We start from the raw sequence: 13,055 nt of genomic DNA on the forward strand, positions 1-13,055 counted from the left end.
GGCTCCGGTAAGTGCTGGCGTTATTGATTGCACCAAGCGTAATGCATCCGTGCGGTTGGCAGGTATTACTGATCGTTCTTCGCTATGTCCAGTGCGTAAAACTCGTGCAGTTTGGCCTGTAGCAATTGCCTGTCCGGCAGTCGGGTCTGGTATTCGGCAATCAGTGCCGGTGACAACGAGCGGTTCAGCGCGTACTCGACCACTTCATCGTTTTTGCTGGCGCACAACAGCACGCCAATGGCGGGGCTTTCATGGGGTTTGCGCTCGGTCTGGTCCAGTGCTTCCAGATAGAAGTTCAGTTTGCCCAGGTACTCAGGCTCAAAGCGTCCGACCTTGAGTTCGATGGCAACAAGGCAGTTGAGGCCACGATGGAAAAACAGCAGGTCCAGGGCGAAATCCTGGCCACCCACCTGCACCGGGTACTCGGAGCCGACAAAGCAGAAGTCACGACCCAGTTCGATCAGAAAATCCCTCAGGCGTTGCAGCAAGCCGCGATGCAGGTCCGCCTCGGCATGTCCGGCAGACAGCTCCAGAAACTCCACCATGTAGGCATCACGAAACACCTCCAGTGCGGCCGGCCGGGTTTCCTTGAGCATGGCCGAGGCTTTGGCTGGCTGGGTGACAGTGCGTTCGAACAAGGCGGTTTTGAATTGGCGTTCCAGTTCGCGGCTGGACCATTTTTCCCTGATAGCCATACGCAAGTAAAACTCACGTTCTTCGGGTCGCTTGCTTTGACTGAAAATGATCAAGTGATGAGTCCACGGCAATTGTGTCAGCACTGCTGACACTTTCTCATCGCCCCGGTAAGCCTCGAAAAACTGGCGCATGCGAAACAGATTTCGACGTGTAAACCCGCGCAGCCCCGGTTGGGTGGTAGCCAGGTGCTCGGCAAGCTGGCTGACCACTGCATCGCCCCATTCAGCGTTTTCAATCTTGCGACTGATGTAGGCGCCGACTTGCCAGTACAGCTCGATCAGACGCGTGTTGACCGCCTGCGCTGCCTGCTGTCGAGCGCCCTGAATCATGGCGAGCACTTCATCGAAGCGATCACTTGCGGGTGCCTGCGGTACGTTGGGAGTATTCATGCTGCCAGTACTCCGCGATGTGGCAATCGGGTTGCTGGTTGCAAGAGAGGGGCCGGGCGGGTAGTTCCCTGGTTCATGTGAGCGCGTCCTTTGGAAGTCAGTAGGCCGGCTACTTTACGTGCAGATCACACCTGCCAGACCCGGCATTTGCGCCGGGTTTGTGACATCAGGTTTCTCTTCGCGCCGACCTTGACTTGCGCCTCATTTATCCAGATCAGAGGCCTCATGTCGCTCCGGAACCTGATCCGCTTCTTCGCCCCAGGTGCGATTGACCTTCTGGCCTTTGATGACAGCCGGGCGTGCTGCGATCTCTTCCGTCCAGCGGATCAGGTTCGGGTATTCGTGCACTGACAGGAACTCGGCAGCCGAGTAAACCTTGTTGCGCACCAGCGCGCCATACCATGGCCACACCGCGATATCGGCAATCGTATAGGTATCGCCGGCCAGGTAGCGGTGCTGCGCAAGGCGACGGTCCAGCACATCGAGTTGACGCTTGGCCTCCATCGCGAAACGGTTGATGGGGTATTCGAGTTTCTCGGGCGCGTAAGCATAGAAATGCCCGAACCCGCCGCCCAGATAAGGCGCAGCGCCCATTTGCCAGAACAGCCAGTTGAGGGTTTCTGTGCGGCCTGCCAGGTCTGCGGGCAGAAAGCTGGAAAACTTCTCCGCCAGGTACAGCAGGATTGACCCGGACTCGAAGACCCGCACAGGCGTTTCATGGCTTCGGTCCAGTAAAGCCGGGATCTTGGAGTTGGGATTGATCTCGACAAATCCGCTGGAAAACTGATCGCCCTCGGATATGCGGATCAGCCAGGCATCGTATTCCGCCCCGCTGTGCCCCAGCGCCAGCAACTCTTCCAGCATGATCGTGACCTTCACCCCATTGGGCGTGGCCAGTGAATAAAGCTGCAGCGGATGCTTGCCGACCGGCAGCTCCTTCTCATGCGTGGGACCGGCGACAGGCCGGTTGATGCTGGCAAACGCGCCACCCGTTGGCGTTTCCGGCTGCCAGACTTTTGGTGGGGTGTAAGGAGATTGCGTCATGAAGAGCCTCGCTTGTTCAGGGACGATCGCAGGACCGGTCGCGTTGAAATGACCATTGACGTTATAGATCAATGCGCGGGGAGGGAAGTGCCTTGCGATTCTGGTCGTGCACAGCGCCCATCGTAACGAGGCAGCCAAGGCAGCATTAGATTGCCGTCTGTAGTCTGTGGAATATTCCTACAGCAACTAAGGCGGCGTCCTATAGCTGTAGATCGGCAAAACAAGGGAGTATGTGTGCGCATCAGGAGGCCTGAAGGTTATCCATGTTAGCGCTTGATTGTCATAGGTCGTTTGCCCAGGCCAAATTATTAATAACCGGATATCCGTATGCCGTTATCTTGTATCGCAGGCGTTATCAAATGGCGCGATCTGGTCATCAATCTCGTCTACAAAGAAATAAAAATCCGCTATATGGGCGCGACGCTGGGTTTTGTATGGTCACTGGGTAATCCTTTGGTTGTGACACTCACGTATTACATGGTGTTTACCTACATTTTGCCCAGCAGTCAGGACCGTTTCGCACTTCATCTGGTGACCGGCGTCGTCCACTGGATGCTGCTGGCGCAAATAGTTTCGCAGAGTGGGGAGTGGCTCATCAATAACGGCAATCTCATTCGCAAATTACGCTTCCCACGCATCTTGCTGCCCGTCTCCGGGGCGCTCACGATTATTGTGTTCTGGGCAGGCTGCATGATCGTGTACGCATCATTGTTTGCCATGCTCGGCGGTGTGTTTACCCGGGCACTGTTTTTTTACCCGATTGTATTGATCGCATTCATGGCATTGATCATGGGCTTGGGTCTGGCGCTCAGCGTCATCCAGATAACCGTGCGTGATGCCAAGCATTTCATCGATGTGTTTTTACCCTTGCTGTTCTGGTTCACGCCAATCGTGTGGGTCACCTCTTCGCTGCCCGAGGGTATTGCCAGTATCGCGGCCTACAACCCGGTAGCCCTGTATTTCAAAAGTTTCAGCAGCATTCTGCATGCCGGGGTCATTCCGGATACCCGTGAACTGGTCCTCTGCGTAGTGCTGGGCGCCACGTCGCTTGTAGCCGGCCTCGCCATATTCAGACGAGTAGACCGTGCGGTGGAGTACTTATGAGCAGCGTCGTCATCAAGGCCGAAAACCTCACCAAGCAGTTCGTCCTGCGCCATAACAGAGGCGGTCTGAAGAAAAAGTTTCTAGGACTGTTTGACGCCCGACACCGGGAGTACGCCGAGCACTTCATGGCGGTAAGCGACGTGTCGTTCACCCTGCACAAGGGCGAGTCGCTGGCGCTTGTGGGCCACAACGGTTCTGGCAAAAGCACGCTTTTGCAGCTTGTCTCAAGAATCCTTATTCCTACCAGCGGGCGTTTGACTACCGTTGGCCGTGTAGCGCCGTTGATTGAAATTGGCGTTGGCTTTCATCCCGAACTGACCGGCGAAGAAAATATTTACCTGAACGCCAGTCTGTTCGGCTTGAGCAACAAGGAAATACGTTCGCGCTTCAACGAGATTGTCGATTTCTCCGGTCTGGGGAATTTCATTGATACACCGGTGAAGAACTATTCATCGGGCATGTACATGCGGCTGGGGTTTTCGGTTGCTGTCCATGTGGAACCGCAGACGTTACTGGCTGATGAGGTACTTGCTGTGGGTGATGAAGAATTCAAGCTCAAATGTCACGAACGAATTCGCAGCCTGCAGGATGACGGCATGGCCTTGATTCTGGTGACTCACGCCGTAGAAGAAGGCAGAGCATTTTGTCAGCGATATTTGAAACTTGAGCGTGGTCGGATGATTGAACATGGTTGCTATTAGTAAGTCTTTTTTTGAAGTTTAAAAGTTCAAGGCGTCAGGTTTACATCAACTGGGTAAACACTATTTCACACAGGAATTTCCATGCTGCAAATTATCGTTCCAATGGCCGGAGCCGGGAGTCGCTTTGCCGTTGCAGGCTACACAGACCCCAAGCCATTGATCCCTGTGCATGGTGTGCCGATGATCAAGGTTGTGATTGATAACCTGACACCTGACTGCCCGCACAGATTCATCTTTATCTGTCAGGCGGAACAGGTCGCGGCTTACGGGCTCAGAGAAAAACTGAATGCCTGGGCACCCGGTTGCGGCATCGTCGAACTTGGCGGTTTGACCGGTGGTGCGGCCTGCACTGTTTACGCAGCAAGGCACCTGATCAATTATGACCAGCAAGTGATGATTGCCAACAGCGACCAGTACGTTGACGTAGACATCAATGCCTATCTGCATGCAATGAACGAATGCGATGCCGCTGGCCTGATCATGACCATGAAAGCCAGCGATCCGAAGTGGTCATTCGTGGGGTTCGATTCACAAGGCCACATCAATCGCGTGGTTGAAAAGGAAGTCATCTCGGACGAAGCCACTGTCGGCATCTACAACTTTCGCAGTGGCGGCCAGCTGGTATCAGCCATCGAAGCGATGGTCCTGAAAGATCTTCGCGTCAACGGCGAGTTCTACGTCGCGCCGGCCTACAACGAGCTGATCGAGCAAGGCGCAAAGGTCATTCATTACAGCATTGGCGCTGAAGGTCATGGCATGTATGGCCTTGGCATACCCGTCGATCTGAACCTGTTTCTGTCACTGCCTTTAAGCCGGCAGGCAGCCTCGGGCGTCGGGAACTGACATGCAAATCATCAGCCATCGCGGTTACTGGTTGCACAAGCCCGAGCGCAACCTGACGCAAGCCTTCCATCGATCATTCGATTTCGGTTTCGGTACCGAAACCGACGTCCGTGATGTGGCGGGTCAACTCGTGATTTCTCATGACATGCCCGTGGGCGGCGAACTGACGCTCGACGGTCTGCTCGACATCATGGCGGGTCGCAACCTGCCTCTGGCCATCAATGTGAAGGCCGATGGCATGGCGCTGGCGCTCAAGAAGACGTTTGCCCGTTACGGCCACACCAACTGGTTCGTCTTCGACATGGCTGTTCCGGACATGCGCAGTTACCTCATCGAAGAGGTCATCACCTATTCCCGCCTCAGCGACGTTGAACCTTCACCCGCCTGGCTCGAAAGGGCCACAGGCGTGTGGCTTGATGGTTTCGACAGCGAGTGGTTTTCCAATCAGGTTATTGGTGATCTTTTGTCACAAGACAAGCAGGTCTGTGTGGTTTCACCGGAACTACACGGCCGCGACTGCATGGCGCTGTGGCAACAGTTGCTTGAGTTCAGGTCGGAGAACCGTTTGACGCTGTGCACTGATACTCCCGTAGACGCAGCCATTTTCTTCAAGTGAGGCAATCATGATCAAGGCAGTGATTTTCGATATGGATGGTGTCCTCATCGAAGCCAAGGAGTGGCACTACGATGCACTGAACAAAGCACTCAGTCTGTTCGGCTACACCATCAGTCGCCACGAGCACCTGACGGCTTATGACGGTCTGCCCACTTCGCGAAAACTCGACATGTTGAGTGTCGAACGTGACCTGCCGGTTGCCTTGCACACCTTCATCAACGAGATGAAACAGCAATACACCATGGAGATTGTCCACGCCCAGTGCAAACCGACATTTGTGCATCAATACGCGTTGTCATCGCTGAAAACCCTGGGCTACAAGCTGGCCGTTGCGTCCAACTCCATTCGCAACACCGTGGAGATCATGATGGGCAGGGCAGATCTTGATAAATACCTCGACCTGCAACTTTCCAACGAAGACGTGGCACACGCAAAGCCCGCGCCCGACATCTACACCAAAGCCATCAAGCAGCTTGGCATGAAGCCCGAAGAGTGCCTGATCGTCGAAGACAACGAAAATGGCATCAAGGCCGCCAGAGCCTCGGGTGCCCATGTTCTGGTTGTTGCGCAAACCTGCGATGCAAACCTCAACAACATCCTTGACCGAGTCGAACAGATCAACGCCGACAAGGTGGCCAGCCTGTGAGCAAAATGAACATCATTCTTCTGTCAGGCAAAAAGAGCGAAGCGCAGCCCGGCGATGGCGAGTACCCCGAATACTTGTGCGAGTACAACGGCAAGCCGTTGATCCATACGCTGATCGATAATTGTGCCGCGCTTGAGCCGCGCAGGATTATCTGCACGTTCTCGAATGACGACGTCATCGGTTTGCACCTGCGCAACATGGTCCAGCAGATGCATCCTTCTGCCAGCGTTCTTCCCGTTCACAACATCACCCAAGGCGCTGCCTGCACCGCGCTTCTGGCGAGCGGGCAAATCGATAACGATGATGAGCTGCTGATCCTCAGCGTCAGTGATTTTCTCGACATAGAACTGCGAGAGGTGCTGCGTGTTTTTCGGGAAGCGAACGAGGACGCCGGTGTCGTCATCTTCAACTCTCTGCACCCTCGTTATTCATTTGCACGCCTGGACAGCGACCAGCGCGTTATCGAGGCCGCCGAAAAGAATCCGATCAGTCCTCACGCCATTGCAGGCATGTACTGGTTCAAATCCGGTTCGCTGTTTGTCTCCGCCGCCAAGGAGATGATTCGCAAGGACGCCAGGGTCAATGACCACTTCTACATCGCCCCAGCCCTCAATGAACTGGTGCTGTTACACAAGAAGATTGGTGCCTACCGGATTGAACCCCGTCAGTACCGCCCCTTGAAAACCCAGAACCAGCTTCACGCGTTTGAAATGGCGGACATTCGATGAAAACGGCGAAGCTGGGAGACATGGTCAAAGGCTGGTTCGTGGGCGGGTTTGAACCGTCTGCGTTCAAGACCGAGTCTTGTGAGGTGGGCATCAAGCATTACAAGTCCGGCGACATGGAAGTGGCTCACTATCACAAGGTTGCCACAGAGATAACTGTGTTGCTCTGCGGGTCAGTCATCATGCGCGATAAAGTCTGGAAGGCCGGCGACATCATCGTTCTCGAGCCTGGGGATATCACGGCTTTCGAGGCGCTTACCGATGCGACCACCGTGGTCGTCAAGTTGCCGGGTGCGCTCGATGACAAGTACGTGGTCTGACGCATGAAAACCATTCATCTTCAACACCATCCAGGTCTTGGTTATGCGTCGGCGAATGTGCTGCGTACTCTGCCGGCGGACCTGTTATTGCCCCACGAGTGCTCAAGCCTAGTCTCGTTTCGCAAGCACCCTGTGCGCAAGCCTGATATGGAAATCAGCAAGCTGCATGCGGCGCAACGGTGTACGCAAATACATGATCATGGTTCGTACTGCTTTTATGGCGTGCAGAGTGATTCACCCCTCGCGCCGCTGCTGCTGTGGGACGGCGCGCATTTTCTGAATGTCGGCGAGAAGATCACCGTCATCGAAGACACTCCGATCGAGTGTTACCTGGACCGTGAATACTTCGCCGGATCACTCAAGGCTATTGCGCGTTCGAGCAACTCGGTCACCTACGAGAAAGTGTCCAGGCTGGCTGCCGAGTCGAATGACGATCTCGATAGCTGGACCTTCGGCATTCCTGTCGGTTCAGGCGACGCTACCGTTCTCAATGCGGTAGTGAAGCGCATTCTGGAAATTGAGATTCCGCACAAGGAGATACTGCTGTGCGGCACACCCGGTAGCAACTTCGCTTATTTCGAAAAGGTTCGCATCATTGGGGAGGATATTACTGCGCCGCCCGTGCAGATCTGCAGAAAGAAAAACCGCCTGGCGCAGGAGGCCCGATACAGCAACCTGGTGATCCTGCACGACCGCGTTTTCCTACCCCGGAATTTCGGAGAAGTCGTACATCGCTTCGGTCCGCGCTATCCGCTGATGACGCTGCAAAGCATGTTCTTTGACAATCGAATCAGCATGCATCCGCAGCGCTATTCGGATTACGGCATGGCCATGGACGAGGTCGCGCAGGGGCTGTTAGGGCTGCACCGCACCAACGGTAATGCGCAAGCTATTGCACCGTCAGTATTCTCGGAAGTCGACCGGACTGGATTCTGTTTTGCCAGCCCGATGCGTTATAACAACGATGCCAGTTACCCGACAGGCAGTCTCTATATTTGCCGTAAGGAGGTATGGAATGGCTGCCCTCTGGACGAGTCTCTCCACTGGGTCGAATACGAAGACATCGAGCACGCACTAAGGGCTTCCAGAGCGGGTATTCCGAACCGCATTAACCCGTACGGTATCACCCAGTCCGTGACCTCCCGAGCATTGCTGGGTGGCAAGGCTCCGGTCGAATCAGTTAACGGATGCCTTGAAATGTCCGGCCCCTGCTATTTGTCCTTGCTTGAAAAGATGCCTCTTTTCAATCTGTCCGTCGAGGCCGCGTTGACTCGATTGCGGCAGTTTGGCGACAAATACCTGGCCAATCCGTCGGCGGTGATCATTCCAACCGGTCTTGATCGCATCACCGTCCGCGCCTGGATTGAACTGATTGATCGCGTGGTTCAGCAGTCCACGTTCAAAAACGACATTGAGACGGTCCGAGCGTTTATCGCCGACTTCGAGGGGCTGGTGCTGTGTGATCAGTTGCCAAGTATCCGGCATGCGTTTCTGGTCAGCTGTTTCCTGACAGACCCTATCCAGGCCAAACAGACACTGATCACTCATAGTTGCGAAGTGCGCAACATGTTGCGTCAACGCAGCACGCAGACATGGTTTGTTCGTCAGCAGGATGATTACTTTCACCACAACCTGCTTTCGCTCCCCGGCATTTTGATTTCGGCGCTGGGTGCTTACAGAAACAACGGGAAAATCTTCTATTTTGAAAGCGCGTGGGCTGCGGTGAAGGCCATCTACAACTCCACGCCCTTCACGTCCTATGCCAGGGGTTCCAGATGAAGATATTCGTCGTGTCTCATTTGAGCCCCACGCCTGCCAGTCATGAGTTGATCTGTCAGTTGTCCCATATTAAACACGAGCCTAGAAAAACCGTTCCTGTGCTTGTCATTGACGACCGCTACAACCTGGCCAAACTGCCCGTCAGTGATCTATCGACAGATCATGTCCAGTTCAGCCTGGAAGATTTTCTTCACGAGAACGGTGTGAGCGGCGTCGTGGCCAACACAGTTGCCCGTCATATGGACACGGTGGAGAGCGACTGGGTGCTGATTGATTTTGGGCAGCACGACTCGGCTACCTGCATGGATTTCATCCGGAAAATTGCTCGCTATAACTACCTGAGCCCAAGGCTGCGACACCGGAACATTGTGATCATGGTGCCTGCCATGCATCTGGGCATCTACTCGCGAACGCTCAATGAGTCATTCAACAATTTGCCGGTAAGCACAACCGCTTCGGTCCGCTCCGCTCAGATCGGACGGTTATTCATGGTTACGCGTCTTGAGAAGGTACTGATCAGCCTGCCATTGCTGGTGGGTGTCTTGCGTCGAGCGCGACATCTTTTTCTTCGCATATTTCGGCGTGCTGCACGATCCATCTGACTGATCTGTTCTTACCGTTGTTAGCGGTCGTCTTACATTACAAGGTTAAAAACATGCCTCATCTTACGGCCGTTGATTCCACAAAGATCAGCGTGGTTATCCAGGGCCCTCTCTATCGAAACTTAAGCCCCAAGCGGAACATCTTCGCCTGCATCGCGTCGATAAGAACGCATTTGCCGCACGCTGAAATCATCGTTTCAACCTGGTGCAACGAAGATGTTTCTGCAGTGGAGGCTGATCAGATCATCCTGTCGGATGATCCAGGTGCTTTCGTCGACGATGCCGGCAATCAAATCAACGTCAATCGCATGCTGCGATCAACGCTGGGCGGGATTCAGGCAGCAGCACGGCCGTACATCATGAAGATGCGCGCTGACCACAACCTGACCAGCGCTGCACTTGCTGTCATCGGCCGGCCAGATGACAACGAGCCCGTCGAGCCCCGATTGTTCGACACGCCTATTACCACCACGACGCTTTACATTCGCGACCCTGAACAAATGCCGATGCTGTTTCACATATCGGACCTGGTCCAGTTCGGCACACGTGACGCCATGCTCGCCATGTGGGTACAGCCGTTGTTCAAAAGAGAAGAGCTCTTCAACAACACGCCGTCTCGCAACCCGTTCGGAAACTTCATCGGCTATACATCCGCGCGCATAGTGAGCGAACAGGCACTCATGCTTGGCCTCATGCGCAGGCGCGGTATTGACGCTCGACTTGCAAAACCCTGTCAGGTGGGCCTCAGTAATCTGAAACTGTGGGATAACGTTTTGGGGTGCAATTTCAGGGTATTGAACCACCACGAAGCCGGAGTCGATTTCCCTGAGCGCTTTACCGCAAACAGCTACGTGCTGAAAACGCTCTATACAGCAGATGACATCGAGCAACTAAGGCGCCTTGGGCCTGGCGCCTACCGGTCGAGAATAGCGCGCATCTGGCTCAACCAATACGTACTCAACTGCTTGCGCCCCGGCTGGTGGATATCGTTCGCGACCATCGCCCTGTTCAGCCTCTCGCCTGCGATGGCAAGAGTCGTACGCTCGTACTGGCGAAAGAGCAGGAAGCTGGAGCATGTGGGGTCTTATCGGGTTTAGGCATCATAAGCCCGAACACCTGTACAGTTTAACGAGGCATGACTGTACCGATAAGATTTGATGTTATTTCAAGGCTGTTACTTTATTCTCGCCGCGCTCTTCTATGTGGCCAATCGCCATTTTTGCCGCAGCAGGTTCCCGCTACGCATGGAAGCGCCCCCAACATAAGGAATGAATCGTGACCGCTGTGATTTTTCGCAAGACCCTTCTCGCCATGGCTGTGGCTGCAACTGCTATCCCTGCTTTTGCTGAAACTGTCCAACTGACCAATGCTGGCTACAACAGCGAGCGTCAGGCCCATACTGGCAATCTTGAAATCAACGGCGCCTATACCGGCAGTACGGTTAAAGACGCGATCAAACTCAGCGGTTCGACGGTTGACAAGGATCTGATCTTCAACGCGAACATCAACAACTCCGGCAACCTTGCCGGTGGTGAAGAAGCCAAAGGCGTCAGTCTCCAAGGCGGCAGAATTGTCGGCAGCGTTATCAACCGGCGCCTGATTGATGTGACGAGCACAGGGGCAACTGCTCTGGATGTCGCGACGAGTCTGGCTGTTTTCGAAAACCATGGCAGCATTACCGCCACGGGCACGGGGTCTAAAGGCCTTCGCATCGACGGTGCCACGATCACGGGCTCCAATGCTTATATAACCAATGCGGGGACGATTCGTGGGGATGGCGCTGCTATTGCGATCGGTACTACCCGATACAGCATTAGCAATGCCCAACCCTGGTTTATCGAGCGGGGCGACTTCAACATCTACAACACCGGCTCGATCATTTCTGCAGACAGGGCCGTCGACGCTTCAAAAAGCAACCGACCGGTCGAGCTGATCCTGAGAAAAGGCAGCGTTGTGGTCGGCAACCTGATAGACCTGAGCAATATCGAGCTGGAAGGGGATACCTCTTTCGCAGGTACTGACAGCCATACCGATGGCTACAATATTCGTCTCAAGACGGGCGGCGAGGTTTACGTTGGCGGCACCTCCAGCAGCCCCACTACCATGACCTTTGAGTCCACGCACACCAGCATTAACGGCGACCTCTATGTCGACGGCAACTCTGCGCTCGGCCTGAATCTGAGCAATGCCACTGATACTAAAACTGCTGTGCTGAAAGTGACCGGCACTACTCAGTTCGAGCAGGGCGCGCAAGTAAAGCTGGCGGCAAAGGGTGACGACTTCAACGCCAACGGCACGACTTACAAGCTTATCGAGGCAGGTAAGATCGAATTGCTGGGCAAAGATGGCACAGCGGTCGATTCTGCCGGCAAGCTCGATGTGGTCAGTACCTCCGCGCTACTTAAAATCGACAGCTATACCGTCGATGGCAAAAACGTGGTGGCTGTAGTCACCGGTAAAGGCCGGGAAGAGGTCGCCCAGGTAGTTGCTGATAACGGCGGCTCAGTTAATGAACAGGCAACACTGGTCACCTTGAGCGGTGACAGCATCGTCAGCAGATTGAATGACAGCGACTCGTTCAAACAACTCTTGTTGAACGCGGATGGAGGTCAAGTTGCCAAACTGGCTTCGGAGTTGGCCCCGGAAGTCAGCGGTGGGGCCAGAAGCGCCGCCACCACCAGCCAGAGCCTGATCAGCAATGTGACGGGCAGCCGCACCAGTTCTATACGCGGTGCATCCTCTGGCGAAGGCTTCAAAGATGCGGGTGTCTGGGTCCAGTCACTCTACAGCGACGCCACTCAAGACCGGCGTGACGGCATTGCCGGCTACAACGCCTACAGCAACGGAATCGCAGTAGGTGCTGACGGCAAGGTCAATGAAAACCTGACGCTGGGACTGGCCTACAGCTTCATCAACACCGATGTGAATGGCAAAAGTGGCAACAAAACCAACGTTGATAGCCATGCCTTTACGCTGTACGGCGGGTTTGAAAAGGGCAACTATTTCGTTGATACGAGCCTGACTTACGGCTTCAACGACAACCAGAGCAAGCGCAGCATCGCAGGTACGCGTGCCAAGGCCGATTACGACAGTGACCTGCTGGGTCTGAATCTGGTGGGCGGCTACACCTACCACGTCAGCCCGCAAGTACTGATCGAGCCACGTCTTGCCGCGCGTTACAGCCAGGTAAACATTGATGGCTACCGCGAAAAAGGTTCTTCGGCTGCGCTGAAAGTAGAAGACCAGCGTTATGAGGCGATTGAGTTGGGCGCAGGTATGCGTGTGGCTGGCAGTTTCAGCTTGGGTGCCGGCACGCTGGAGCCGCAGGCCAAGCTGATGGCTTACCATGACTTCGCCGCCGACGAGGCTCAGAGTACATCGACCTTTTTGCTCGGCAGCACGCCGTTCGTGACAACTGGCGCCAAAGCGGTGCGTGACAGCTACGAAGCCGGTGTAGGTGCCGATTACAAACTGGGCGCAGTTACATTGGGCGTCAACTACGACTACATCGGAAAGTCCGGCTTCGATGCCGACGTGTTTTCGGCAAAAGTGCGTTACGACTTCTGATGGATTGGTTTCGTCCTTGCGAA

The 13,055-nt window shown here is 54.8% G+C and carries 13 protein-coding genes; 11 read left to right on the plus strand and 2 right to left on the minus strand.

What is annotated here, in order from left to right:
- Positions 1 to 65: 65 nt before the first annotated feature.
- Both PSPTO_RS03710 and yghU read right to left on the minus strand, forming a co-directional pair.
- Complete coding sequence (locus PSPTO_RS03710) at positions 66 to 1,085, minus strand: PDDEXK nuclease domain-containing protein (RefSeq protein ID WP_011103242.1); 1,020 nt, start codon at positions 1,083 to 1,085, stop codon at positions 66 to 68.
- 201 nt (positions 1,086 to 1,286) lie between these two features.
- On the minus strand, positions 1,287 to 2,129 hold the full coding sequence (gene yghU / locus PSPTO_RS03715) for a glutathione-dependent disulfide-bond oxidoreductase (protein WP_005769036.1): 843 nt from the start codon (positions 2,127 to 2,129) through the stop codon (positions 1,287 to 1,289).
- A 327-nt stretch (positions 2,130 to 2,456) separates the two neighbouring features.
- On the opposite strand from yghU, the gene PSPTO_RS03720 reads away from it, so the two are divergent.
- The 11 genes from PSPTO_RS03720 (at position 2,457) to PSPTO_RS03770 (ending at position 13,032) form a co-directional block, all read left to right on the plus strand.
- Positions 2,457 to 3,233: an ABC transporter permease gene (locus PSPTO_RS03720; protein ID WP_011103244.1), complete on the plus strand. Its 777-nt coding sequence runs from the start codon at positions 2,457 to 2,459 to the stop codon at positions 3,231 to 3,233.
- Positions 3,230 to 3,934, plus strand: a complete 705-nt coding sequence (locus PSPTO_RS03725) for an ABC transporter ATP-binding protein (protein WP_007245496.1) — start codon at positions 3,230 to 3,232, stop codon at positions 3,932 to 3,934. The genes PSPTO_RS03720 and PSPTO_RS03725 overlap by 4 nt, the downstream gene beginning before the upstream one ends.
- Before the next feature lie 81 nt (positions 3,935 to 4,015).
- Positions 4,016 to 4,777 (plus strand): glycosyltransferase family 2 protein, encoded by a 762-nt coding sequence (locus PSPTO_RS03730; RefSeq protein ID WP_011103245.1) that lies wholly within the window; start codon positions 4,016 to 4,018, stop codon positions 4,775 to 4,777.
- Position 4,778: 1 nt separating this feature from the next.
- The gene (locus PSPTO_RS03735) at positions 4,779 to 5,393 is read left to right on the plus strand and encodes a phosphatidylinositol-specific phospholipase C/glycerophosphodiester phosphodiesterase family protein (RefSeq protein WP_005769042.1); all 615 of its coding nucleotides are present in this window, start codon (positions 4,779 to 4,781) and stop codon (positions 5,391 to 5,393) included.
- Between the two features lie 7 nt (positions 5,394 to 5,400).
- Positions 5,401 to 6,039, plus strand: a complete 639-nt coding sequence (locus PSPTO_RS03740) for an HAD family hydrolase (protein WP_005769043.1) — start codon at positions 5,401 to 5,403, stop codon at positions 6,037 to 6,039.
- On the plus strand, positions 6,036 to 6,767 hold the full coding sequence (locus PSPTO_RS03745; RefSeq protein WP_005769045.1) for a glycosyltransferase family 2 protein: 732 nt from the start codon (positions 6,036 to 6,038) through the stop codon (positions 6,765 to 6,767). Before PSPTO_RS03740 ends, PSPTO_RS03745 begins: the two co-directional genes overlap by 4 nt.
- Positions 6,764 to 7,084 carry a hypothetical protein gene (locus PSPTO_RS03750; protein ID WP_044391358.1) on the plus strand — a complete coding sequence of 107 codons (321 nt, stop codon included), beginning with the start codon at positions 6,764 to 6,766 and terminating at the stop codon, positions 7,082 to 7,084. Before PSPTO_RS03745 ends, PSPTO_RS03750 begins: the two co-directional genes overlap by 4 nt.
- 3 nt (positions 7,085 to 7,087) lie before the next feature.
- Positions 7,088 to 8,863: a hypothetical protein gene (locus PSPTO_RS03755; RefSeq protein ID WP_011103247.1), complete on the plus strand. Its 1,776-nt coding sequence runs from the start codon at positions 7,088 to 7,090 to the stop codon at positions 8,861 to 8,863.
- Positions 8,860 to 9,465 (plus strand): hypothetical protein, encoded by a 606-nt coding sequence (locus PSPTO_RS03760; RefSeq protein ID WP_011103248.1) that lies wholly within the window; start codon positions 8,860 to 8,862, stop codon positions 9,463 to 9,465. Before PSPTO_RS03755 ends, PSPTO_RS03760 begins: the two co-directional genes overlap by 4 nt.
- A 53-nt stretch (positions 9,466 to 9,518) precedes the next feature.
- Positions 9,519 to 10,562 carry a WavE lipopolysaccharide synthesis family protein gene (locus PSPTO_RS03765; RefSeq protein ID WP_005769052.1) on the plus strand — a complete coding sequence of 348 codons (1,044 nt, stop codon included), beginning with the start codon at positions 9,519 to 9,521 and terminating at the stop codon, positions 10,560 to 10,562.
- A 178-nt stretch (positions 10,563 to 10,740) separates the two neighbouring features.
- Positions 10,741 to 13,032 (plus strand): autotransporter outer membrane beta-barrel domain-containing protein, encoded by a 2,292-nt coding sequence (locus tag PSPTO_RS03770; RefSeq protein WP_011103249.1) that lies wholly within the window; start codon positions 10,741 to 10,743, stop codon positions 13,030 to 13,032.
- Positions 13,033 to 13,055 lie beyond the last annotated feature (23 nt).

The sequence above is a fragment of the Pseudomonas syringae pv. tomato str. DC3000 genome, from assembly GCF_000007805.1.
GTDB classification, from domain to species: Bacteria; Pseudomonadota; Gammaproteobacteria; order Pseudomonadales; family Pseudomonadaceae; genus Aquipseudomonas; species Aquipseudomonas avellanae.

Bases quoted from the DNA above. Each gene is read 5' to 3' on its own strand.
- PSPTO_RS03710 (WP_011103242.1), bottom strand. From the start codon at position 1,085: ATGAATACTCCCAACGTACCGCAGGCACCCGCAAGTGATCGCTTCGAT.
- PSPTO_RS03740 (WP_005769043.1), top strand. From the start codon at position 5,401: ATGATCAAGGCAGTGATTTTCGATATGGATGGTGTCCTCATCGAAGCC.
- PSPTO_RS03765 (WP_005769052.1), top strand. From the start codon at position 9,519: ATGCCTCATCTTACGGCCGTTGATTCCACAAAGATCAGCGTGGTTATC.
- PSPTO_RS03720 (WP_011103244.1), top strand. From the start codon at position 2,457: ATGCCGTTATCTTGTATCGCAGGCGTTATCAAATGGCGCGATCTGGTC.
- PSPTO_RS03725 (WP_007245496.1), top strand. From the start codon at position 3,230: ATGAGCAGCGTCGTCATCAAGGCCGAAAACCTCACCAAGCAGTTCGTC.
- PSPTO_RS03750 (WP_044391358.1), top strand. From the start codon at position 6,764: ATGAAAACGGCGAAGCTGGGAGACATGGTCAAAGGCTGGTTCGTGGGC.
- yghU (WP_005769036.1), bottom strand. From the start codon at position 2,129: ATGACGCAATCTCCTTACACCCCACCAAAAGTCTGGCAGCCGGAAACG.
- PSPTO_RS03730 (WP_011103245.1), top strand. From the start codon at position 4,016: ATGCTGCAAATTATCGTTCCAATGGCCGGAGCCGGGAGTCGCTTTGCC.
- PSPTO_RS03755 (WP_011103247.1), top strand. From the start codon at position 7,088: ATGAAAACCATTCATCTTCAACACCATCCAGGTCTTGGTTATGCGTCG.
- PSPTO_RS03760 (WP_011103248.1), top strand. From the start codon at position 8,860: ATGAAGATATTCGTCGTGTCTCATTTGAGCCCCACGCCTGCCAGTCAT.
- PSPTO_RS03735 (WP_005769042.1), top strand. From the start codon at position 4,779: ATGCAAATCATCAGCCATCGCGGTTACTGGTTGCACAAGCCCGAGCGC.